Raw genomic sequence first — 22,330 nt, forward strand, 5'->3', positions numbered from 1 at the left:
CGCTCATTCCCTCTTTCCGTAACCCGACAGACTTTCAGATTTAGAGAACAAGAGAGAACAGGGACCATATGTCCAGCGAATCCTCCTTCGGCCTCATGCGCATCGGCCTCGCCACCGCGGACGACATCCGCGACTGGAGCTACGGCGAGGTCAAGAAGCCGGAAACCATCAACTACCGCACCCTGAAGCCCGAGAAGGACGGCCTCTTCTGCGAGAAGATCTTCGGCCCGTCCCGCGACTGGGAATGCTACTGCGGCAAGTACAAGCGTGTGCGCTTCAAGGGCATCATCTGTGAGCGCTGTGGCGTCGAGGTCACCCGGGCCAAGGTCCGCCGTGAGCGGATGGGCCACATTGAGCTGGCCGCCCCGGTCACGCACATCTGGTACTTCAAGGGTGTCCCGTCCCGCCTGGGCTACCTGCTTGACCTGGCACCGAAGGACCTGGAAAAGGTCATCTACTTCGCTGCCTACATGATCACCAGCGTGGACGACCAGCGCCGCCACGAGGAACTGCCGAACCTGCAGGCCGAGCACGACCTGGAGAAGAAGCAGTTGGCCGATACCCGCGATTCCGACATTGCGGCCATCGCCAAGGACCTCGAGGACGAACTGGCCCGTCTGGAAGGCGAAGGCGCCAAGGCCGCCGAGAAGAAGAAGGCCCGCGACTCCGCCGACCGCCAGATGGCCAACGTGCGCAAGCGTGCCGACGCCGAAATCGAGCGCCTGGAAATGGTGTGGGACCGCTTCAAGAACCTCAAGGTCGCAGACCTTGAAGGCGACGAAGGCCTGTACCGCGAACTGCGCGACCGCTACGGCCTGTACTTCGAAGGCGCCATGGGTGCCGAGGCGATCAAGAACCGTCTCGAGAACTTCGACATGGCTGCCGAAGCCGAGTCGCTGCGCGACATCATCAAGAACGGCAAGGGCCAGCGCAAGACCCGCGCCCTGAAGCGGCTCAAAGTGGTCAACGCTTTCCTGACCACCACCAACTCGCCGCTGGGCATGGTGCTGGACGCCGTTCCGGTGATCCCGCCGGAGCTTCGCCCGATGGTGCAGCTGGACGGTGGCCGCTTCGCGACCTCCGACCTGAACGACCTGTACCGCCGCGTGATCAACCGTAACAACCGCCTGAAGCGCCTGCTGGATCTGGGCGCGCCGGAGATCATCGTCAACAACGAAAAGCGCATGCTGCAGGAAGCTGTGGACTCGCTGTTCGACAACGGCCGCCGCGGCCGTCCGGTCACCGGGCCGGGCAACCGCCCGCTGAAGTCGCTCTCCGACATGCTCAAGGGCAAGCAGGGCCGCTTCCGCCAGAACCTTCTGGGTAAGCGTGTTGACTACTCCGGCCGTTCCGTGATCGTGGTCGGTCCGCAGCTGAAGCTGCACCAGTGTGGCCTGCCCAAGCAGATGGCACTGGAGCTCTTCAAGCCGTTCGTGATGAAGCGCCTGGTTGACCTCAACCACGCACAGAACATCAAGAGCGCCAAGCGGATGGTCGAGCGTTTCCGCCCGCAGGTCTGGGACGTGCTGGAAGAGATCATCACCGAACACCCGGTGCTGCTCAACCGTGCACCAACCCTGCACCGCCTGGGCATCCAGGCGTTCGAGCCGCAGCTGGTTGAAGGCAAGGCACTGCAGCTGCACCCGCTGGTGTGTGCTGCGTTCAACGCGGACTTCGACGGCGACCAGATGGCTGTGCACCTGCCGCTGAGCCCCGAGGCCCAGGCCGAGGCGCGCATCCTGATGCTCTCCTCGAACAACATCCTCAAGCCGTCGGACGGCCGTCCGGTGACCCTGCCTTCACAGGACATGATCATCGGTCTGCACCACCTGACCACCAAGCGCGAAGGCGCAGAAGGCGAAGGCCGTGTCTTCGCCAGCCCGGCCGAAGCCATCATGGCGCACGACGCCGGCGAGCTGCACCTGAACGCCGTGGTCAAGATCCGCGTGCCCGGCTTCGTGCCCAGCGCGGACCAGCCGGCACCGGAAGGTTGGGAAGAGGGCCAGGATGCGCTGATCGAGACCTCGCTCGGCCAGGTCGTCTTCAACAACACCCTGCCCGAGGATTACCCCTGGGTTGAGCGCGTGGCGGACAAGGGCCAGCTCTCGGCGATCGTGAACGATCTGGCCGAGCGCTACCCGAAGGTCGTCACCGCGGCAACGCTGGACAACCTGAAGGACGCCGGTTTCTACTGGGCGACCCGTTCGGGTGTCACCGTGGCAATCTCCGACATCGCCGCCCCAGCCGAGAAGGCCTCCATCATGGAGGGCTACGAGGCGCAGGCAGCACGCGTCGAGTCCCAGTACAGCAAGGGCCTGATCGCCGACGACGAGCGGCGCCAGGAACTGATCGACATCTGGAACAAGGCAACCAACGAGGTCGCCGACGCGATGCGGAAGAACCTGACCAAGGAAAACACCATCAACCGCATGGTGTCCTCCGGTGCCCGTGGTAACTGGCTGCAGGTTCGCCAGATCGCCGGTATCCGCGGTCTGGTGGCAAACCCGAAGGGTGAGATCATCCCGCGCCCGATCAAGTCCTCCTACCGTGAGGGCCTGTCGGTGCTGGAGTACTTCATCGCTACGCACGGTGCCCGTAAGGGTCTGGCCGATACCGCGCTGCGTACCGCCAACTCGGGTTACCTGACCCGTCGTCTGGTGGACGTGTCGCAGGACGTCATCGTTCGCGAGCTGGATTGCGGCACCGAGCGCGGCCTGACCACGGTCATCGCCGAGGCAGACCACAACGGTGAACTGCGCCGGCACGAAGAGGTGGAGAACTCCGCCTACGCCCGTACGCTGGCCACCGATGTGGTGAACTCCGAGGGTACCGTGGTGGCCGCGGCAGGCTCCGACGTCGGCGATGTGCTGATCCAGGAACTGATCGACGCCGGCATCACCGAGATCAAGGTGCGCTCCGTGCTCACCTGTGAGTCCGCCGTCGGTACCTGCGCGTACTGCTACGGCCGCTCGCTGGCCACCGGCAAGACCGTGGACATCGGCGAGGCCGTCGGCATCATCGCCGCACAGTCCATCGGCGAGCCCGGCACGCAGCTGACCATGCGTACCTTCCACACCGGTGGTGTTGCCTCCGCGGAAGACATCACCCAGGGTCTGCCCCGTATCCAGGAGCTCTTCGAGGCCCGTACGCCGAAGGGCGTCGCGCCGATGGCCGAAGTGGCCGGACGCGTGTCAATCGAGGACGGCGAGCGCCAGATGCGCGTTATCGTCACCCCCGATGACGGCTCGGAAGAGATCGCCTACCCGGTGCTGCGCCGCGCCCGACTGCTGGTCGAAGACGGCCAGCACGTGGAGGTCGGCCAGCAGTTGGTCACCGGTGCCAAGGACCCGAAGCAGGTGCTGCGTATCCTCGGCCCGCGCCAGGCACAGAAGTTCCTGGTGGACGAGGTCCAGAGCGTGTACCGCAGCCAGGGCGTTGGCATCCACGACAAGCACGTGGAAGTCATCGTGCGGCAGATGCTGCGCCGTATCACCGTCATCGAGTCGGGCGAAACCGACTTGCTGCCGGGCGAACTGGCCGAACGCAGCCGCTTCCAGGCGGAGAACCGCAAGGCGGTTTCCGAAGGCAAGCAGCCCGCCAACGGCCGTGACGAGATGATGGGCATCACCAAGGCGTCGCTCGCCACCGAGTCGTGGCTGTCGGCCGCGTCCTTCCAGGAGACCACCCGCGTCCTGACACAGGCGGCCATGGAAGGCAAGTCCGACCCGCTGCTCGGCCTGAAGGAGAACGTCATCATCGGTAAGCTGATCCCGGCCGGCACCGGACTGGATCGGTACACCCAGGTGTCGGTGGAGCCGACGGAGGAAGCCAAGGCCAACCTCTTCACCGGCCCCAGCGCCTTCGGCGACTTCGACTACGCCGGTGGCGATGGTTCGATGACGCCCGAGTTCCACGCCATCCCGCTGGATGACTACGACCTGGGCAACGACTACCGCTAACGAGTGGGGCGCTCCCGCCAAGGTGCAGGCCAAGGGCCCCGCAGTGAGCTTGCGAGCTGTGGGCAGGCCTGGACCGGCGACTTCGTCGCCACGGCGGGGCCCCCGCGCCCCACTCTTCTGGGGCGCTCCCGCGTCCTGATTTGAGGCACTGAACCGCCTCCTGCTCCCCGATACCTGGGCAGCGGGAGGCGGTTCGTCGTTTAAGCGGCGGGGACCCTTCACACTCGACGGCGGGCCGCCAGAACTGCCCGGACCGGAAGATCCGGAACGACATGACAGGTATGCCCGGCCCGGCCTCCTCAGGTCCGGCCTCCGTAGGTCCTGCCCCCGGCTCTCAATGCTGCCGTCGAGCCGGCCCGGAAACCGCCCTGCTGGGCTGTATTCATTCCAGTGGAGAGAAGGCGGGATAGTGGCGGTCCGTTTATGCCCGTTTCTCTCCACCGGATGAGGATTGTGGCTACCGACAGGCCCAGCGGGCGGGCATGTTTGCTGTCCCTGCCGGCGTGAGAACCTAGGAGCATGGCCAATTCCCCGTCCGGAGACTCGATGCTGGACCGGCTGGTGCGCATCCTGTCTGCGTTCGAGTCGGACAAGCCGGCCATGAACGTTGCCACGTTGTCCCGCCGCGCGGACGTGCCGCTGGCAACGACTTATCGGCTGGTGGACGAGCTCTCGCGGCACGGGCTGCTGACAAAGGAAGGCACCGGCGAGATCCGGTTAGGACTGCGGCTGTGGGAACTGGCCAACCGCAGTTCACCGGCCGTCGACCTCCGGCAGGCCGCGATGCCATTTATGGAGGACATTCAGTCCGTGGTGCGCCAGCATACCCAGCTGGCCGTGCTCCGGGATGACGAGGTCCTGGTCATCGAGCGGCTCTCCAGCCGCGGCTCGGTGGTCAACCAGGCACAGATTGCCGGCCGCATGCCGGTGCACCGGACCTCGATGGGCATGGTGCTGCTGGCCAATTCGCCGAATCACGTCCAGGAAGCGTATCTCTCCCGTCACCCGGAAGCCGTCACCTCAGCCGATATGGTCTCCTTCGACCTGCGCCGGCATCTGGCCGATATCCGCAAGCGAGGCTACGCGGCGTTCGACGGGCGCATCGACGTGGACACCACCGGTGTGGCCGTCCCGGTGGCGGGGCCGGCCGGCTGGCCGGTGGCGGCCCTGGGTGTTGTGGTCCCGCTGGGCTTTGAAAACTTCAACGCCGTGGTCCCGGCCCTGATGACGGCGGCCCGCGGCATATCCCGAGCGATGGGTGTGGCCTTGCCATGAGCCATGCTAGCTGAGCGGGGATGCCCGGATGAGGGACACCCGAGTGGAACACTCGTCGCGGGACACCCGGGTGGGAACGTTGAGGCGGCGATGGCCGGCTGGGGGACGCAAGGCGGGGGAGACCCGGGTAATCGTAGCGGGGACCGCCGGCGGTGGAACACCAGCGTGGAACCTTGGGGAGCCTGAGAGTGGGGGAGACGGAGACGAGGAGCGCCGCCGTCGTAATTCTCATTCAATGAGAACGCGGGCGCATTCGTCGTGTCGGCCGGGTCACACTGGATCAAGACGTGATCAACAGGGCTTCAGGAGACTCACTAATGGCGCAGGCGCACATCATCAAAACCAAGGTCGGTATTGTCGGCGGCGGACCGGCGGGCCTGATGCTCAGCCACCTGCTGGCCAAGCAGGGCATTGACAACCTGGTGGTGGAATCGCGCGACCACGAGACCATCCGCAATACGCACCGCGCCGGCATCCTGGAGGCGGGCTCGGTCAAGATGCTCACCGATACCGGTGTGGACGGCCGGGTGCTCATCGAGGGCGACGAGCATGAGGGTATCGACCTGCGTTTCAACGGCGAATCGCACCCGCTTGACTTCAAGGACCTGGTGGACGCGACGGTGACGCTGTATGCGCAGAACGAGGTCTTCGTGGACCTGGCTGCTGCACGCAAGCGCGACGGCGGCGACGTGCGCTACGAGGCCGAGGTCACCGAGGTACTGGATCTGGAGACCACCACGCCCAAGTTCCGCTTCACCGACAAGGACGGCACCGCGTTCGAGGTGCACTGCGACATCCTGGTCGGCGCCGACGGTTCCCGCAGCTTCTGCCGCCGCGCGGTGAAGGGGGAGCAGGACTACAAGATCGAATACCCGTTCGCGTGGTTCGGCATCCTGACCGAGGCCCCGAAGAGCGCCCCGGAACTGATTTACGCCAACTCGCCGCACGGCTTCGCGCTGATCTCGCAGCGCAGCGAGACCGTCCAGCGGATGTACTTCCAGTGTGATCCAACCGAGAACGTGGACGACTGGAGCGAAGACCGCATCTGGGCCGAACTGCAGAAGAGGGTGGACGGACCCGACGGCTTCCAGCTCAAGCAGGGGCCGATTTTCGACAAGACCGTGCTGGCTTTCCGGTCCTTCGTCCGCGAACCGCTCTCGCACGGCCGCATGTTCCTGGCCGGCGACGCCGGGCACACCGTGCCGCCGACCGGCGCCAAGGGGCTGAACCTCGCCTTCGCAGACGTCAAGGTGCTGTTCGAAGCCATCGATTCGTTCTACGCTACCGGCAGCGACGCCCTGCTCGAGGGCTACTCGGACCTGGCCCTGGAACGGGTCTGGAAGGCGCAGAACTTCTCGTACTGGATGACCAGCATGCTGCACACCCGTACCGACGCCTCGCCGTTCGAAACCAAGCGTGCCCTGGGCGAGCTCGCCACGGTGACCGGGTCCCGCTTCGGCCAGCAGTACCTGGCCGAGTCGTACACCGGCTGGCCGCACAAGTAAGCCGCCCGCCGGGCGGGTAGCTACCCGCCGGGCAGCTACCCGCCCGCCCGCCGCATCCAGCGGCGCGGGCCCCCACAGACCCTGAACCGCCCGATCCCGAACAACAGAAAGGAGTTCTCGATGAGCGACGCTACTGCTCAGGACGAGGCTTTCGACGCCGAGACCTTTGACGACAGCCACGTGCTGGATCCTGCCGCCACCGCGGATTCGCAGGACCAAATCAGCCAGGAAATCACCGACATCCACGAGGCCTACCGTAAGGGCGTGGAGGCCGGAGAGGCACAGGAAACGCAGCCGCGCATCGACTTTGCGCCCTACCGTTCCTCGCTGCTGCGCCATCCCACCAAGGACCTGCACCACACCGACCCGGAGACTATTGAACTGTGGAGCCCGGCCTTCGGCGAGCGGGACGTGCACATCCTGGAGTCGGACCTGACCATCCAGCACAACGGCGAACCGCTCGGCGAGCGGATCGTGGTGCAGGGCCGCGTGTTGGACGGCGACGGCCGCCCGGTGCGCAACCAGTTGGTGGAGATCTGGCAGGCCAACGCGGCCGGCCGCTACGTGCACAAGCGTGACCAGCACCCGGCCCCGATCGACCCGAACTTCACCGGCGTGGGCCGCTGCATCACCGGACCCAACGGCGAATACAAGTTCACCACCATCAAACCAGCCCCGTACCCGTGGAAGAACCACCACAACGCCTGGCGTCCGGCGCACATCCACTTCTCGTTGTTCGGTACCGACTTCACCCAGCGCATGATCACCCAGATGTACTTCCCGGGCGACCCGCTGTTCCCGCTGGATCCGATCTACCAGGCCATCACCGACCAGGATGCACGCGACCGGCTGGTCGCCACCTACGACCACTCGGTGACCAGCCACGAATGGAACACCGGCTACCGCTGGGACATCGTCCTCTCCGGCAGCAACCGCACCTGGATGGAAGAAGGAGAGGAGCACTGATGAGCGAGTCCACCACCAAACTGGTAGCCACACCGGGCCAGACCATCGGCCCGTTCTACGGCTTTGCGCTCCCGTACGAGAAGGACAGCCAGCTGGTCCACCGCGCGCACGCCGGATCCATCCGGCTGCACGGCGTAGTAACGGACGGCAACGGCAGCCCGATCCCCGACTCCATGCTGGAGATCTGGCAGGCCGACGAGCACGGCGAGATCTCCCGGGAGACCGGTTCGCTGGTCCGTGACGACCACACCTTCACGGGCTTCGGCCGGGTGGCCGTGGACAACGTTGGCCACTACACCTTCACCACGGTCAACCCGGGCGCCACCGAGCAGGGCAAGGCCCCGTTCATCTCCATGGTGGTCTTTGCCCGCGGCCTGCTGAACCGTCTGTTCACCCGGATCTACCTGCCGGAGGACACCGAGGCACTGGCGAACGACCCGCTGCTGTCCTCGCTGCCGGAAGAGCGGCGGAAGACCCTGATCGCCGAGCGTGAACCGAACGGCGACCTGCGTTTCGACATCCGGCTGCAAGGCGAAGGCGAAACCGTCTTCCTGAGCTACCCGGGGAACTAGGGATCCATGAATCCAGCGGACCACGCTGATTTCGGGCTGCTGTCTCCGGCTTCGGCCGGGACAGCAGCGTCCCGTTTAACCAGCGACTACCAATTCATCCAAGCCATGCTCGACGTGGAGCTCGAATGGACACGCGTGCTGGCCGACGCCGGCCGGGTCCCGGCCGAATCGGTTCCGGCGGTCGAGCAGGCCTCGCGGGCGGACCTTTACGACGCGGCGGGCCTGGCCGAGCGTGCCCAAGGCGGCGGCAACCCGGTCATCCCGCTGCTCGCCGACCTGCGCGCGGAGGCCAAGAAGCACCATCAGGCCGCTGCCTCGGCGATCCACAAGGGCGCCACCAGCCAGGACATCCTGGACAGCGCCCTGATGCTGATGGCGCGCCGCGCACTGGCCGGCATCGTGACGGACCTGAAGACCGCCGCCGCCGCTTTGGCACGGCAGGCAGACCAGCACCGCGGCACCATCACCGTGGCCCGGACACTGACCCAGCATTCGCTGCCCTCCACCTTCGGGCTCAAGGCGGCGAACTGGCTCTCCGGCGTCGCCCAGGCCGGTGCCCGGCTGGAGCAGGTGGCCGGCGAACTGCCGCTCCAATGGGGCGGCGCGGCCGGCACCATGGCCGCACTGACGGATCTGGCCGGACGCCCGGCCCACCGCGCTGCTGCCACGGACAACGCCGCATCCGCCGGTCCCGCCGCGGGCGGCGCTGCACCAAACGACGACGGCGGTGTGAACGGCGGCGGCGCTGCACCAAACGACGACGGCGGTGCGCTGGCTTTGGCGGCCCGCCTCGCCGAACGGCTGGGGCTGGCAGACCCGATGGCGCCCTGGCAAACCAACCGGCTGCCGGTGACAGCGCTGGCCGCAGCGCTGGCCGATGTGCTGGTTGCTGCCGGCAAGGTCGCCAACGACGTGCTGCTGCTCAGCCGGCCCGAGCTGGGCGAAGTCGCCGAACCGGCCGCCGAAGGTCGCGGCGGTTCCTCGGCGATGCCGCAGAAACAGAACCCGGTACTGTCCGTGCTGATCCGCAGCGCCGCGCTGGCCGGTCCCGGGCACCTGGCCCAGATCCAGGCCGCCGCGGCCGGCGCCATCGATGAGCGGCCAGACGGTTCCTGGCACGTCGAGTGGCAAGCGCTGCGCCAGTTGCTCCGGCTGGCTGGCGGGGCAGCCGCCAAACTGGCCGAACTCGCAGAGGGCCTGGTGGTCAGGCCGGAGCAGATGCGCCGGAATCTGGCGATCACCGGCGAACTGGTGGTCAGCGAGCGGATCATGGCCACTGTGGCGCCGCTGCTCGACGGCGGATCACCGGGCGCCGGCAAGGCCAAGGTCCAGAACCTGGTCAACCAGTCGCTGGCCAACCAGGGCACGCTGGCGCAGTTGCTGCGCGATGCGGTACCTGCCGATGTACTGAGCGACGCGGCGTTGGCCGAACTGCTGGATCCGGCTGGCTATATCGGCCAGAGCAGCGAACTGATCGACCGGATCACCTCCCACTATGCAGAATGGAGCCATTCGTGAGCGTTCCCGACATCACCCCCACCTTGCTGTCCGAGGGCAAAGGCAAGCCCGTGCTGCTGGCCGGCGCCGGCCTGGGGACCGGAGCCAAGGCGCTCTGGATCGACGCCGTGCCCTACCTTCGGGACTTCCAGGTAGTGGGTGTGGACCTGCCCGGCCACGCGGCCAGCCCCGCCTCCACCGGGCCCTTCACCATGGCCGAACTCGCCCAAGGCGTGGTCGCCATGCTGGACAAGCTGGCCGCGGCCGGCGACATCGAGGCCGGCGCCAAGGTCTACTTCGCCGGGGTCTCGATGGCCGGCGAACTGGCACTGCAGCTGGGCCTGGACTACCCGGACCGCTTCGCCGGGCTGGGTGTGGTGTGCTCCGCCGCCAAGATCGGCGAGCCATCCGCCTGGCTGGAGCGTGCCGAGACCGTCCGCAACGCGGGCACACCCACCATGGTGGTCGGTTCAGCGCAGCGCTGGTTCGCGCCCGGCTTCATCGAGAAGCATTCCGAACGCACCACGCGGCTGCTGCACACCCTGCAGAACGCCGACCGATTCGCCTACGCGCACTGCTGCGAGGCCCTGGCCGGCTTCGACGTCCGCGACCGGCTCGGCGAGATCACCACTCCGGTGATCGCCATTGCCGGCGGAATGGACCAGGTCTGTCCTCCCGAGTTCGCCAAGGCCGTGGCCACCGGCGTGCAGCAGGGCAGCTCCGCCGTCGTCGATTCGGCTGCCCACCAGGCGCCCGCCGAAGCGCCCGAGGAAACCGCAGCACTGCTGCGCGATTTCTTCCTGGCTGCCTGAGCGCAGCCGGCCCGTTGACTGAAACTACCCAAGGAGTACCCGCCGTGAGCGAGAACCGCACCTTCGATCCTGCCAAAACCCAGCAGGAGGTGTACGACGACGGCATGGCCGTGCGCCGGCAGGTCCTGGGCAATGAGCACGTGGACCGGGCGAACAGCTCGATCGACGATTTCACCCAGGACTTCCAGGAACTGATCACCCGCTACGCGTGGGGGACCATCTGGACCCGGGACGGGCTGCCGCGCACCACGCGCAGCGCGATCACCCTGACCGCCATGATCGCCAAGGGCCACTGGGAGGAATTCGCCATGCATGTCCGCGCGGCGCTGACCAACGGCATGACCCGGGACGAGATCAAGGAAGTGGTGCTGCAGTCGGCAATCTACTGCGGCGTGCCAGACGCGAACGTCGCGTTCAAGGTGGCCAAGGGTGTTTTCGCCAGCCTTGACGAGGATCACAGCGCCTCGATATAGTTCATATAACGTACATGCGTTCGTGAAGCGAACACTTCCGGGTTTCGGCGAAGGTTCCATGGGAGTTGTCCCAAGATCTCGTGAAGCCGCAACGGAGGGTTCCTGCGCGGATCCCCATCATGTTTATGGAGCGGTCCGGTCCAGCCACAGCGCTGGACCGGGCCGTTTGCTGTAACACAAGGCGCACGCCAGTCGTGCGCCACGAAGGAGCCTCGAATGAACCAGGCATATCTGTATGATGCCGTCCGCACGCCGTTCGGAAAGTTCGGCGGTGGGCTGGCCGGCGTCCGGCCGGACGATCTGGCCGCGGAAGTGGTCAAGGCCGAAGTTGCCCGCGCGCCGGGCCTGGACCCGGAACGCATTGACGAGGTGATTTTCGGCAACGCCAACGGCGCCGGCGAAGAGAACCGCAACGTTGCCCGGATGGCCACGCTGCTGGCCGGCCTGCCCACGTCCATTCCGGGCACCACGGTGAACCGGCTCTGCGGTTCCAGCCTGGATGCCGCGATCATCGGCTCCCGCCAGATCAACGCCGGCGAAGGCGACCTGGTGCTGATTGGCGGCGTCGAGTCGATGAGCCGTGCGCCCTGGGTGCTGCCGAAGACCGAGAAGCCCTACCCGGCCGGCAACATGACCCTGGCGTCCACCACACTGGGTTGGCGGCTGGTGAACAAAAGGATGCCGCAGGAATGGACCGTCTCGCTGGGCGAGGCCACCGAACAGTTGCGCGAGCGGCACGGCATCACCCGGGAGCGTCAGGATGAGTTTGCGGCGTCGTCGCACCGCTTGGCCGACGAGGCCTGGAACGCGGGCAAGTACGACTCGATGGTGGTGCAGGTGCCGGGCACCGAGCTGACCCGCGACGAATCGATCCGCCCTACCAGCACTGCCGACGTGCTGGCCGGTCTGAAGACCGTCTTCCGGCCGGTTGCCGACGGCCCCGAGGGCGGGACCGTGACGGCCGGCAACGCGTCACCGCTGAACGACGGCGCCTCCGCGGCGTGGCTGGGCAGCGAGGCTGCCGCCGGACTGCTGGGCACCGAGCCGCTGGCCCGCATCGCCGGCCGCGGCGCGTCCGCGTTGGAGCCGCAGTTCTTCGGCTTCGCGCCGGTCGAGGCAGCCAACCAGGCCGTCCGCCGGGCGGGCATCAGCTGGTCGGATGTCGCCGCCGTCGAGCTTAATGAAGCCTTTGCTGCCCAGTCGCTGGCCTGCATCGACAACTGGGACATCGACCCCGGCATCGTCAACGCCTGGGGCGGCGCCGTGGCCATCGGCCACCCGCTGGGCGCCTCCGGCATCCGCATCCTCGGCACGCTGGCCCGCCGGCTGCAGGAATCGGGCGAGCGCTGGGGCGTGGCCGCGATCTGCATCGGCGTGGGCCAAGGCCTCGCCGTCGTGCTGGAAAACGTCAACTCAACCAAGAACTAAGGAGGTAAGCCAGCATGGCAAAATTTGCTGCTACTGCCCAGGACGCCGTGGCCGGCATTCAGGACGGCGCCACGGTTTTGATCGGCGGCTTCGGCAACGCCGGCCAGCCGATGGAACTGATCGACGCGCTGATGGACTGCGGCGCCACGGACCTGACGGTGGTGAACAACAACGCCGGCCAGGCCGACGCCGGCCTGGCGCTGCTAATCAAGGAGCGCCGGGTCAAGAAGATCATCTGCTCGTTCCCGCGCCAGTCCGACTCCTGGCACTTCGACACCGCCTACCGGGCGGGCGAAATTGAACTGGAACTGGTGCCGCAGGGCAACCTCGCCGAGCGCATCCGCGCAGCCGGCGCCGGCATCGGCGGCTTCTTCACGCCCACCGGCTACGGCACCATGCTGGCCGAGGGCAAGGAAACCCGCATCATCGACGGCAAGGGCTATGTGCTCGAGTCCCCGATCTACGGCGACGTCGCCCTGGTCAAGGCGCTGACCGCGGACAAGAAGGGCAACCTGGTCTACCGCAAGACCGCCCGCAACTTCGGTCCGATCATGGCTGCCGCCGCCAAGAAAAGCATCGTCCAGGTCTCCGGAATCGTGGAGACCGGCCAACTGGATCCCGAAGTCATCGTGACTCCGGGCATCTATGTGGACACCGTTGTGGAAATTGCGCCGCAGGCCGCAGAAGGAGAGGCACACTAGTGAGCGAGAAACTCAGCCGCGAGGACCTGGCCCGGTTGGTCGCGAAGGATATCCAGCCCGGTTCCTTCGTCAACCTCGGCATCGGCCAGCCGACGTCCGTCTCGAACTATCTGACGGCCGAACAGGACATCACCCTGCACACCGAGAACGGCATGCTCGGCATGGGGCCGGAAGCGCACGGCGATGAGATTGACCAGGACCTGATCAATGCGGGCAAGGTCCCGGTTACTGAAGTCGCTGGGGCGTCCTACTTCCACCATGCGGATTCCTTCGCCATGATGCGTGGCGGCCATCTGGACGTCTGTGTGCTCGGCGCCTTCCAGGTCTCGGCCACCGGCGACCTGGCGAACTGGCACACCGGCGCACCGGATGCCATCCCCGCCGTCGGCGGCGCGATGGATCTGGCCACCGGCGCCAAGGACGTCTACGTGATGATGTCCCTGTTCGCCAAGGACGGCACTCCGAAACTAGTCCAGGAATGCAGCTACCCGCTCACGGGCGTGGGTTGCGTCACCCGCGTATACACTAATGACGCGGTCTTCCTGCTGACGCCGGACGGCGTCCGGGTGCGCGAGACCTTCGGGACCACGCTTGAGGAACTGCAGTCCAAGATGGACATCAAGCTGCTCCCGCCCACCGAGTAACGCCCACCTAAAGCTCGAAGGAACCATGACCGAGACCAAAACGCCCGGCGATCAGTTCGTCCAGTCACTGGCCCGCGGATTGACCGTGATCAGGGCTTTCGACGCCGACAACGTCACCATGACGCTGAGCGAGGTCTCCAAGCGGACCGGCCTGACCCGCGCCACAGCGCGGCGTTTCCTGCACACCCTGGTGGACCTGGGGTACGTGCGCACCGACGGCCGGGTGTTCGAGCTCACCGCATTGGTGCTCCAGCTGGGGTATTCCTACCTTGCCGGGCAGAGTCTGCCCCAGCTGGTGCAGCCATTGCTGGAAGAACTTTCCGCCGAGCTGCATGAATCCACGTCCGCCTCGATTCTTGATGGCGACGAGATCGTTTACATCGCCCGCATCCACACCCGCCGGATCATGACCGTGGGGATCATGGTGGGCACCCGGTTCCCGGCCTACGCCACCTCGATGGGCCGGGTGCTGCTGGCCGGCCTGCCGACCGAGGAACTGGAACAGCGCCTGGCCTCCACCACGCTAAAGCAACTGACGCCGCGGACCATCGCCGACCCGGTTGAACTGCGGGCGGAACTGGACAAGGTGCGCAGCCAAGGCTGGTCCCTGGTGGATCAGGAACTGGAGATCGGCCTGCGCTCGGTGGCTGTGCCGGTTCTGCACCCGGACGGGTCTGTGGCCGCCGCATTGAACATGTCCATGCAGGCCTCGCTGGCGGACGGCACCCGGGATGTGGATGCCGTGATCGCTGAGGCCCTGCCCAAGTTGCGCGCCGCCTCGGCCAAGATCACGGACGCCCTGCGCGCACAGCAGTAGCGCAGGCCCCCGGTCGTTTACCCCGCGGGAAATTGCCGTTGACCTGCGCGTGAGCCCCGGCCGTTTACTCCGCGGCCAACTGTCGTTGACCTTGGTATGGATGAATATCCGGTGATGGAATCTGCGACCCCGCGGCGGAAGTTCCTGCCGGAAACCCCAGCGCTGCGCGCCCTTGCGGTGTCCCCAGATTGGCACCGCCTTGGGGCACCGGGATCTGAGCCACGTCAACGGCACATGCCTGAGGACTCAAGCCGAACCGCTGGAAGCCGCGATGCTGCTGGCGACCCGGCGGCGATGGCGCCGTTGGAAACAGTGATGCTGCCGGCGACGGGGCAGTGATCCCCGTGCAGGCTGTCCCCGCCAGACGCCGTGCGCCGGAGCCGCGATTGTCTGATAGACTTTTCTTCGATTGTTTTGTGTGGCAGTGGATGAAGGCCGTTCCGGATCAAACCGGGGCGGGGCCTGTTTCCGGTCCGCGGGGTTCTTGCGCGGAGGATGCCACACTTTTGCACGCCTACGGTCGCTTCGATTCGGCAGCGGGTGCGAAGACGACCGACAGTGCCTGGCCCTGCATGTGAGGCGGGGCAAAGCCCAAGAAAAACGGAGAACACGAAAGTGCCTACGATTAACCAGCTGGTCCGCAAGGGCCGCTCACCTAAGGTCAATAAGACCAAGGCGCCTGCCCTTAAGGGCAGCCCGATGAAGCGCGGCGTTTGCACCCGCGTGTACACCACCACCCCGAAGAAGCCGAACTCCGCGCTCCGCAAGGTAGCCCGTGTCAAGCTCGCCGGCGGCGTCGAAGTAACTGCCTACATCCCCGGTGTGGGCCACAACCTGCAGGAACACTCCATCGTGCTGGTGCGCGGCGGTCGTGTGAAGGACCTGCCGGGTGTCCGCTACAAGATCGTCCGCGGCGCACTTGACACCCAGGGTGTCAAGAACCGCAAGCAGGCTCGCAGCCGCTACGGCGCGAAGATGGAGAAGAAGTAATATGCCCCGCAAGGGTCCGGCCCCCAAGCGGCCGCTAGTCGTAGATCCCGTCCACGGTTCCCCGCTGGTCACCCAGCTGATCAACAAGGTTCTCGTCGACGGCAAGAAGTCCACCGCAGAGCGCATCGTTTACGGTGCCCTCGAAGGTGTAAAGGCCAAGTCCGGCGGCGACCCTGTTGCCGCCTTGAAGAAGGCCATGGACAACGTCCGCCCGACCTTGGAGGTCCGGTCCCGCCGCGTCGGCGGCGCCACCTACCAGGTTCCGGTTGAGGTCAAGCCGGGCCGCGCCACGGCTCTGGCCCTGCGCTGGCTGGTCGGCTACTCCAAGGCCCGCCGCGAGAAGACGATGACCGAGCGTCTCATGAACGAGATTCTGGATGCGTCGAACGGTCTCGGTGCCGCTGTGAAGCGTCGCGAAGACACCCACAAGATGGCTGAGTCCAACAAGGCCTTCGCCCACTACCGCTGGTAAAAGAGCCGGTACGACGGCGGTGCTAACCGCCGTCGTCGTACCCCTCACCTACAAAGGGAGACATTGTGGCACTGGACGTGCTAACCGACCTCACGAAGGTCCGCAATATCGGCATCATGGCCCACATCGATGCCGGCAAGACCACCACCACCGAACGCATCCTGTTCTACACGGGTGTGAACCACAAGCTCGGCGAAACTCACGACGGTGCGTCGACCACTGACTGGATGGAACAGGAAAAGGAACGCGGCATCACCATCACCTCCGCCGCGGTGACCTGCTTCTGGAACCAGAACCAGATCAACATCATCGACACCCCGGGCCACGTGGACTTCACTGTGGAGGTTGAGCGTTCGCTGCGCGTCCTCGACGGTGCCGTCGCTGTCTTCGATGGCAAGGAAGGTGTGGAGCCACAGTCCGAGACGGTGTGGCGCCAGGCCGACAAGTACGAAGTTCCGCGCATCTGCTTCGTCAACAAGATGGACAAGCTCGGCGCTGACTTCTACTTCACGGTGGACACCATCATCAAGCGCCTCGGTGCCAAGCCGCTGGTCATGCAGCTGCCGATCGGCTCCGAGAACGACTTCATCGGCGTCGTGGACCTGATGACCATGAAGGCCCTGGTGTGGCCGGGCGACGCCAAGGGCGACGTCACCATGGGTGCTGCCTACGAGACCCGGGAGATCCCCGCGGACCTGCAGGCAAAGGCCGAGGAATACCGCGCGCAGTTGGTGGAAACCGTTGCCGAGTCTTCCGAGGAACTCATGGAGAAGTACCTCGAAGGCGAAGAGATCTCCATCGACGAGCTGAAGGCGGGCATCCGCAAGATGGTCGTCAACTCGGAGATCTACCCGGTCTTCTGTGGCTCCGCGTTCAAGAACCGCGGCGTGCAGCCGATGCTGGACGCCGTCATCGACTACCTGCCGTCCCCGGTGGATGTTCCGTCGATGATCGGTCACGACCCGAAGAACGAGGAAGTTGAACTGACCCGCAAGCCGAGCGAGGACGAGCCGTTCTCCGCCCTGGCGTTCAAGATTGCGGCGCACCCGTTCTTCGGCCAGCTGACCTTCATCCGCGTGTACTCCGGCAAGGCCACCTCCGGTGCGCAGCTGCTGAACACCACGAAGGGCAAGAAGGAGCGCATCGGAAAGCTCTTCCAGATGCACGCCAACAAGGAAAACCCGGTGGATGAGGTGCATGCAGGCCACATCTACGCGGTGATCGGCCTCAAGGACACCACCACCGGCGACACCCTGTCTGCCGTCGAGGCCCCGATCGTCCTCGAATCCATGTCCTTCCCGGAGCCGGTGATCTTCGTGGCCATCGAGCCGAAGACCAAGGGTGACCAGGAAAAGCTCTCCACGGCTATCCAGAAGCTGTCCGCCGAGGACCCGACGTTCACCGTTTCGCTGAACGAAGAGACCGGCCAGACCGAAATCGGCGGCATGGGCGAGCTGCACCTGGATATCCTGGTGGACCGCATGCGCCGCGAATTCAAGGTCGAGGCGAACGTGGGCAAGCCTCAGGTTGCCTACCGCGAAACCATCAAGAAGGCTGTCGAGAAGGTCGACTTCACCCACAAGAAGCAGACGGGTGGATCCGGCCAGTTCGCGAAGGTCCAGGTTTCCTTCGAACCGCTGGACACCTCCGACGGCACCTTCTACGAGTTCGAGAACAAGGTCACCGGTGGCCGTATTCCGCGCGAATACATCCCCTCGGTCGACGCTGGCATCCAGGATGCCATGCAGCTCGGCGTGCTGGCCGGCTACCCGCTGGTCGGCGTCAAGGCCATCCTGCTCGACGGCGCGTACCACGACGTCGACTCTTCGGAAATGGCCTTCAAGATCGCTGGTTCCCAGGTCTTCAAGGAAGGCGCACGCCGCGCCAACCCGGTCCTGCTCGAGCCGCTGATGGCCGTCGAAGTACGTACCCCTGAGGAATACATGGGCGACGTGATCGGCGACCTGAACTCCCGCCGTGGACAGATCCAGTCCATGGAGGACGCTAGTGGCGTGAAGGTTGTGCGCGCTAACGTTCCGCTTTCCGAGATGTTCGGTTACATCGGTGACCTGCGTTCCAAGACGCAGGGCCGTGCGGTGTACTCGATGCAGTTCGAAAGCTACTCTGAGGTCCCGAAGGCTGTTGCCGACGAGATCATCCAGAAGACGCGCGGCGAGTAAAACCATGGTGGCGGGTTCTTATCCGTAAGGACCCGGCGCCCCCGTGCCAGCGGCCGGCCTATCACAGCAGCCGGCCGCCGGCACAACCCCTCGGAGGGAACCGCGCAATCCTTTTGCCGGTACCTGACGGAACCAGTAATTTCACCAAATACAAAAGCCCGAAGTAGACTTGTTCAAGTTTCGGCCGTGACAATCGCGTCCGGAGAGCAATTCTTCTCAAAACGTTCTAGGAGGAACCCGTGGCGAAGGCAAAGTTCGAGCGGACTAAGCCGCACGTCAACATTGGCACCATCGGTCACGTTGACCACGGTAAGACCACGTTGACCGCTGCCATTTCCAAGGTGCTTGCTGACAAGTACCCCGATCTCAACGAGCAGCGTGACTTCGCAGCTATCGACTCTGCCCCGGAAGAGCGCCAGCGCGGTATCACCATCAACATCTCGCACGTCGAGTACCAGACCGAGAAGCGCCACTACGCACACGTGGACGCCCCCGGCCACGCCGACTACATCAAGAACATGATCACCGGTGCCGCCCAGATGGACGGCGCAATCCTGGTGGTTGCCGCGACTGACGGCCCGATGGCCCAGACCCGCGAGCACGTTCTGCTGGCCCGCCAGGTTGGCGTTCCGACGCTGCTGGTGGCCCTGAACAAGTCGGACATGGTTGAGGACGAGGAACTGCTCGACCTGGTCGAGATGGAAGTCCGTGAGCTGCTCAGCTCGCAGGAATTCGATGGCGACAACGCACCGGTCATCCGCACTTCCGGCCTGAAGGCCCTGGAAGGCGACGCCCAGTGGGTCAAGTCCGTTGAGGACCTGATGGACGCCGTTGACGAGTACATTCCGGACCCGGTCCGCGACAAGGACAAGCCGTTCCTGATGCCGGTTGAAGACGTCTTCACCATCACCGGCCGCGGCACCGTGGTGACCGGCCGCGCCGAGCGCGGTACCCTCGCCATCAACTCCGAGGTCGAGATCGTCGGCATCCGCCCGATCCAGAAGACCACCGTTACCGGTATCGAGATGTTCCACAAGCAGCTCGACGAAGCATGGGCAGGCGAGAACTGTGGTCTGCTGCTGCGCGGTATCAAGCGCGAAGACGTGGAGCGCGGCCAGGTTATCGTGAAGCCGGGTTCGATCACCCCGCACACCGACTTCGAGGCCAACGTCTACATCCTGTCCAAGGATGAAGGCGGCCGCCACAACCCGTTCTACTCGAACTACCGTCCGCAGTTCTACTTCCGCACCACCGACGTGACCGGCGTTATCACGCTGCCGGAAGGCACCGAAATGGTCATGCCGGGCGACAACACTGAGATGACCGTTGAGCTCATCCAGCCGATCGCTATGGAAGAGGGCCTCGGCTTCGCTATCCGTGAAGGCGGCCGCACCGTTGGTTCGGGCCGCGTCACCAAGATCACCAAGTAACTTTGTGATCCGCTGACCGGAGGAATCCGGACAGAATCAGGAGAACCCCTGCCGTCTACGACGGCGGGGGTTCTCCTTTTTAACGCCGCATACGACGTTCGATGCGACCTGCCGCAGCAGGCTGGGAGCGGTCTCCGGCAGATCAGATGTTCTGGTGCAGGCAGAGGATGTTGCCTTCCGAATCCGGGAACCACGCGCAGCGCTGGTGCTCACTGACGGCGATGTGGTTCTCGGTCTTTAGACCCGGCAGGTCGTAGTCGGCGAATTGAATGCCCTTGCCGGCCAGGTCAGACATCTCGGATTCCAGATCAGCCACTTCAAAACTGACCGAGGTATGGTCCGAGGTATCGGCCTCCGGTCGAACGATGAGTTCCACGGCGTTGGACCCGCCGCTGGAAAACATGAACGAATCGTCCCCATTGGAGCCCGCGGGCTTCAAGCCGAGGGAGTCCTGGTAGAACGCGCGCGCCCGGTCCAAGTCCTTCACGGGCAGGACCGTCGTCATGGTGGTGGTGCTGAGCATGGTGTTTCAGCCTCCTGGGAGCATCTGCGGTGGACATTTCCCAGAATAGACCTGAGCGCCGCCCATGGAACCGGTGAAACGCAACGAAGTTTCGCGGCCCTGCCACTAGGATCGGAACCATGGAATGGCTCATCGTGTGGATCATCATCGGCCTGATCGCCGCAGTGGTCGGGGCAGTGTTTTGGGGCAGGCGGTACTTCCGCCATGAACTGGAGCGTGTGCGCCGCGTCCGGCGCGCGAACGGCGGCAAACAGTAGCAGGTTTAGGAGGCCTGCGGCCGTGCGCTCTGCGCGGCGGTGCTGTCCGCTGCGGTATGCCCGTGCGTTGTGGCGGCGCGGGTACTTGAATCACGACGGCGGCGCTCCATGAGGTCCTTGAGCCAATGGAACGAGGACTTGCGGACCCGCTGCTGGGTGGCGAAGTCCACGTAGACCAGCCCGAACCGCTGGCTGTAGCCGGCCGCCCATTCGAAGTTGTCCATCAAAGTCCAGACGTAGTAACCGCGCAGGTCGATGCCTGCGGCCGGCCCGCCGGGTGCCGTGGCGGACAGGGCAGCTTCAAGGTGCCGGGCCAGATAGTCCATCCGCCGCACGTCGGCTACCGACGGTTCGTTGGTCAACGCATCAGGCACCACCACATCCTTGAAACTGGCGCCGCCCTCGGTGATGTAGACCGGCGGCAACTCCGGATAGCGTTCGGCCATCTCGGCCAGGGCCACGGGCAGGTAGTCCGGAGCCACCGGCCAGCCGAACTCGGTCCTCGGATAGCCGGGCCAGCCAGCCAGGTGGAACGGCAACTCGGCGCCCTGCTCCAGGAGCGGCTCGGGTAGCCCGTCCGGTATCGCGTCCGGCCCCGTTGAAGGGCCCGGGCCGATGCCGATCCGCGTGGGGAAGTAGTAGTTGAGCCCGTAGAAGTCCAGCGGTTGGCTCATGACGGCCAGGTCTTCGTCCGGGATTTCCCGCAGGTACTGCAGGAACGGCTTCAGTATGGGATTGAAGTCCGGATAACGGCCCAACAGCACCGGATCGGAGAACATCTTGTTGTGCAGCACGTCGAACAATTCCACCAGCACAGCATGGGCCAGCCCGTCCTTTGCGCCGACCACGGGGGAGTAGACGTTGGTGATGCCGGCCTCGCCGGCGATACCGCCGCCCCGCAGCGCCGAGAGGCTGAGCCCGTGCGCCAGAAGAAGATGGTGCGCGGCGGGCAACGCATCGAACAGCCCGGCGTGGCCGGGGGCATGGACGCCCAAGCCGTAGCCGTTGAGAGTGACGGTGGTCGGCTCGTTAATGGTCACCCAGCGCTCCACCCGGTCGCCGAACTTTTCCGCGGCGACGGCGGCGAAGTCGGCCAGCCGGTAGGCGGTGTCCCGGTTCAGCCAGCCTCCGGCACGTTCCAGCGGCAGGGGGGTGTCCCAGTGATAGAGCGTGCACATGGGGGAGATGCCCCGCGCCAGCAACTCGTCGAGCAGCCGGTCGTAGAAGTCGATGCCCCGCTGGTTGACCGGCCCCCGGCCACCGGGCTGGATCCGCGGCCAGGACAGCGAAAACCGGTACGAGTCCACCCCAAGCTCGGCCAGCAGTTCCACGTCCTGCGGCATCCGGTGATAGTGGTCGCAGGCGGTGTCTGCCGTGGCGCCGCCGGCGATTCGGCCTGGCTCATGGGTGAAGGAGTCCCAGCCGGATGGCCCGCGGCCGTCTTCGGCCACGGCACCCTCGATCTGGAACGCCGCGGTCGCCACGCCCACGGTGAAATCGGACGGTATCAAGGCCGCCAGATGCTCGCTGTCCAGTGCCATTCGCGACTTTCCTCCCGTTGAACATAGGTTCTTTCCGCTGCAATAAGGTGAGCTGCAACTAAGCTGCAACTGAGCTGCAACACGGTAAGCTGCTACAAAGGTTCCGGTGCGGCCCAGGGATGCTGCACCGAAGGTACCGCTGCAGCAGGACATCTGGTCCCACCGGGGCGGTTAGGCACCAGCATTGCACCGGGAGCCGGTGCGCGCCATAGCCGCATAAGCCGGGCCGCCCTCGGGGACGCAGGCCTCAATTCGCAATCGCGGCGAAAGTCTGACACACTAGACGAG

Annotated in this window: 19 protein-coding genes; 17 read left to right on the plus strand and 2 right to left on the minus strand. The window is 65.3% G+C overall.

The window, feature by feature from the left end:
• Window positions 1-68 precede the first annotated feature (68 nt).
• The 16 genes from ACMX2H_RS14305 (at window position 69) to tuf (ending at window position 19,721) form a co-directional block, all read left to right on the plus strand.
• On the plus strand, window positions 69-3,959 hold the full coding sequence (locus ACMX2H_RS14305) for a DNA-directed RNA polymerase subunit beta' (RefSeq protein ID WP_414961287.1): 3,891 nt from the start codon (window positions 69-71) through the stop codon (window positions 3,957-3,959).
• Between the two features lie 519 nt (window positions 3,960-4,478).
• Window positions 4,479-5,234, plus strand: a complete 756-nt coding sequence (locus ACMX2H_RS14310; RefSeq protein WP_414961289.1) for an IclR family transcriptional regulator — start codon at window positions 4,479-4,481, stop codon at window positions 5,232-5,234.
• Between the two features lie 317 nt (window positions 5,235-5,551).
• Window positions 5,552-6,739 carry a 4-hydroxybenzoate 3-monooxygenase gene (locus ACMX2H_RS14315; protein WP_414961291.1) on the plus strand — a complete coding sequence of 396 codons (1,188 nt, stop codon included), beginning with the start codon at window positions 5,552-5,554 and terminating at the stop codon, window positions 6,737-6,739.
• Between the two features lie 120 nt (window positions 6,740-6,859).
• A complete protein-coding gene (pcaH, locus tag ACMX2H_RS14320) occupies window positions 6,860-7,705 on the plus strand; it encodes a protocatechuate 3,4-dioxygenase subunit beta (RefSeq protein ID WP_414961292.1) in 846 nt (281 codons plus the stop codon).
• Complete coding sequence (gene pcaG / locus ACMX2H_RS14325) at window positions 7,705-8,277, plus strand: protocatechuate 3,4-dioxygenase subunit alpha (protein WP_414961294.1); 573 nt, start codon at window positions 7,705-7,707, stop codon at window positions 8,275-8,277. The genes pcaH and pcaG overlap by 1 nt, the downstream gene beginning before the upstream one ends.
• 6 nt (window positions 8,278-8,283) lie before the next feature.
• Entirely contained in the window at window positions 8,284-9,795 is a 1,512-nt protein-coding gene (locus ACMX2H_RS14330; protein ID WP_414961296.1) for a lyase family protein, read from the plus strand.
• The gene (locus tag ACMX2H_RS14335) at window positions 9,792-10,586 is read left to right on the plus strand and encodes an alpha/beta fold hydrolase (protein ID WP_414961298.1); all 795 of its coding nucleotides are present in this window, start codon (window positions 9,792-9,794) and stop codon (window positions 10,584-10,586) included. The genes ACMX2H_RS14330 and ACMX2H_RS14335 overlap by 4 nt, the downstream gene beginning before the upstream one ends.
• A gap of 104 nt (window positions 10,587-10,690) precedes the next feature.
• Window positions 10,691-11,059 carry a 4-carboxymuconolactone decarboxylase gene (gene pcaC / locus ACMX2H_RS14340; RefSeq protein ID WP_240691717.1) on the plus strand — a complete coding sequence of 123 codons (369 nt, stop codon included), beginning with the start codon at window positions 10,691-10,693 and terminating at the stop codon, window positions 11,057-11,059.
• A 216-nt stretch (window positions 11,060-11,275) separates the two neighbouring features.
• Complete coding sequence (locus tag ACMX2H_RS14345) at window positions 11,276-12,487, plus strand: thiolase family protein (RefSeq protein ID WP_414961300.1); 1,212 nt, start codon at window positions 11,276-11,278, stop codon at window positions 12,485-12,487.
• A 14-nt stretch (window positions 12,488-12,501) separates the two neighbouring features.
• On the plus strand, window positions 12,502-13,188 hold the full coding sequence (locus ACMX2H_RS14350) for a 3-oxoacid CoA-transferase subunit A (RefSeq protein ID WP_414961302.1): 687 nt from the start codon (window positions 12,502-12,504) through the stop codon (window positions 13,186-13,188).
• Complete coding sequence (locus ACMX2H_RS14355; protein ID WP_414961303.1) at window positions 13,188-13,832, plus strand: 3-oxoacid CoA-transferase subunit B; 645 nt, start codon at window positions 13,188-13,190, stop codon at window positions 13,830-13,832. Before ACMX2H_RS14350 ends, ACMX2H_RS14355 begins: the two co-directional genes overlap by 1 nt.
• Window positions 13,833-13,857: 25 nt before the next feature.
• Window positions 13,858-14,649 (plus strand): IclR family transcriptional regulator domain-containing protein, encoded by a 792-nt coding sequence (locus tag ACMX2H_RS14360; protein WP_414961305.1) that lies wholly within the window; start codon window positions 13,858-13,860, stop codon window positions 14,647-14,649.
• Between the two features lie 615 nt (window positions 14,650-15,264).
• Window positions 15,265-15,639 carry a 30S ribosomal protein S12 gene (rpsL, locus tag ACMX2H_RS14365; RefSeq protein ID WP_136784929.1) on the plus strand — a complete coding sequence of 125 codons (375 nt, stop codon included), beginning with the start codon at window positions 15,265-15,267 and terminating at the stop codon, window positions 15,637-15,639.
• Between the two features lies 1 nt (window position 15,640).
• Complete coding sequence (gene rpsG / locus ACMX2H_RS14370) at window positions 15,641-16,111, plus strand: 30S ribosomal protein S7 (protein WP_136784928.1); 471 nt, start codon at window positions 15,641-15,643, stop codon at window positions 16,109-16,111.
• Window positions 16,112-16,176: 65 nt separating this feature from the next.
• Entirely contained in the window at window positions 16,177-18,291 is a 2,115-nt protein-coding gene (gene fusA, locus ACMX2H_RS14375; RefSeq protein WP_414961307.1) for an elongation factor G, read from the plus strand.
• A gap of 239 nt (window positions 18,292-18,530) precedes the next feature.
• Window positions 18,531-19,721: an elongation factor Tu gene (gene tuf, locus ACMX2H_RS14380; protein ID WP_414961308.1), complete on the plus strand. Its 1,191-nt coding sequence runs from the start codon at window positions 18,531-18,533 to the stop codon at window positions 19,719-19,721.
• Window positions 19,722-19,863: 142 nt separating this feature from the next.
• Here the strand turns inward: tuf and ACMX2H_RS14385 are convergent, their stop codons facing one another.
• Window positions 19,864-20,244 carry a VOC family protein gene (locus ACMX2H_RS14385; protein WP_414961310.1) on the minus strand — a complete coding sequence of 127 codons (381 nt, stop codon included), beginning with the start codon at window positions 20,242-20,244 and terminating at the stop codon, window positions 19,864-19,866.
• A 119-nt stretch (window positions 20,245-20,363) separates the two neighbouring features.
• On the opposite strand from ACMX2H_RS14385, the gene ACMX2H_RS14390 reads away from it, so the two are divergent.
• Window positions 20,364-20,501 carry a hypothetical protein gene (locus ACMX2H_RS14390; RefSeq protein WP_414961312.1) on the plus strand — a complete coding sequence of 46 codons (138 nt, stop codon included), beginning with the start codon at window positions 20,364-20,366 and terminating at the stop codon, window positions 20,499-20,501.
• A gap of 5 nt (window positions 20,502-20,506) precedes the next feature.
• Here the strand turns inward: ACMX2H_RS14390 and ACMX2H_RS14395 are convergent, their stop codons facing one another.
• On the minus strand, window positions 20,507-22,042 hold the full coding sequence (locus tag ACMX2H_RS14395) for a glycoside hydrolase family 1 protein (protein ID WP_414961314.1): 1,536 nt from the start codon (window positions 22,040-22,042) through the stop codon (window positions 20,507-20,509).
• Between the last annotated feature and the right edge of the window lie 288 nt (window positions 22,043-22,330).

Origin of the sequence: Arthrobacter sulfonylureivorans, assembly GCF_047607445.1 — a bacterium.
Lineage (GTDB): Bacteria > Actinomycetota > Actinomycetes > Actinomycetales > Micrococcaceae > Crystallibacter > Crystallibacter sulfonylureivorans_A.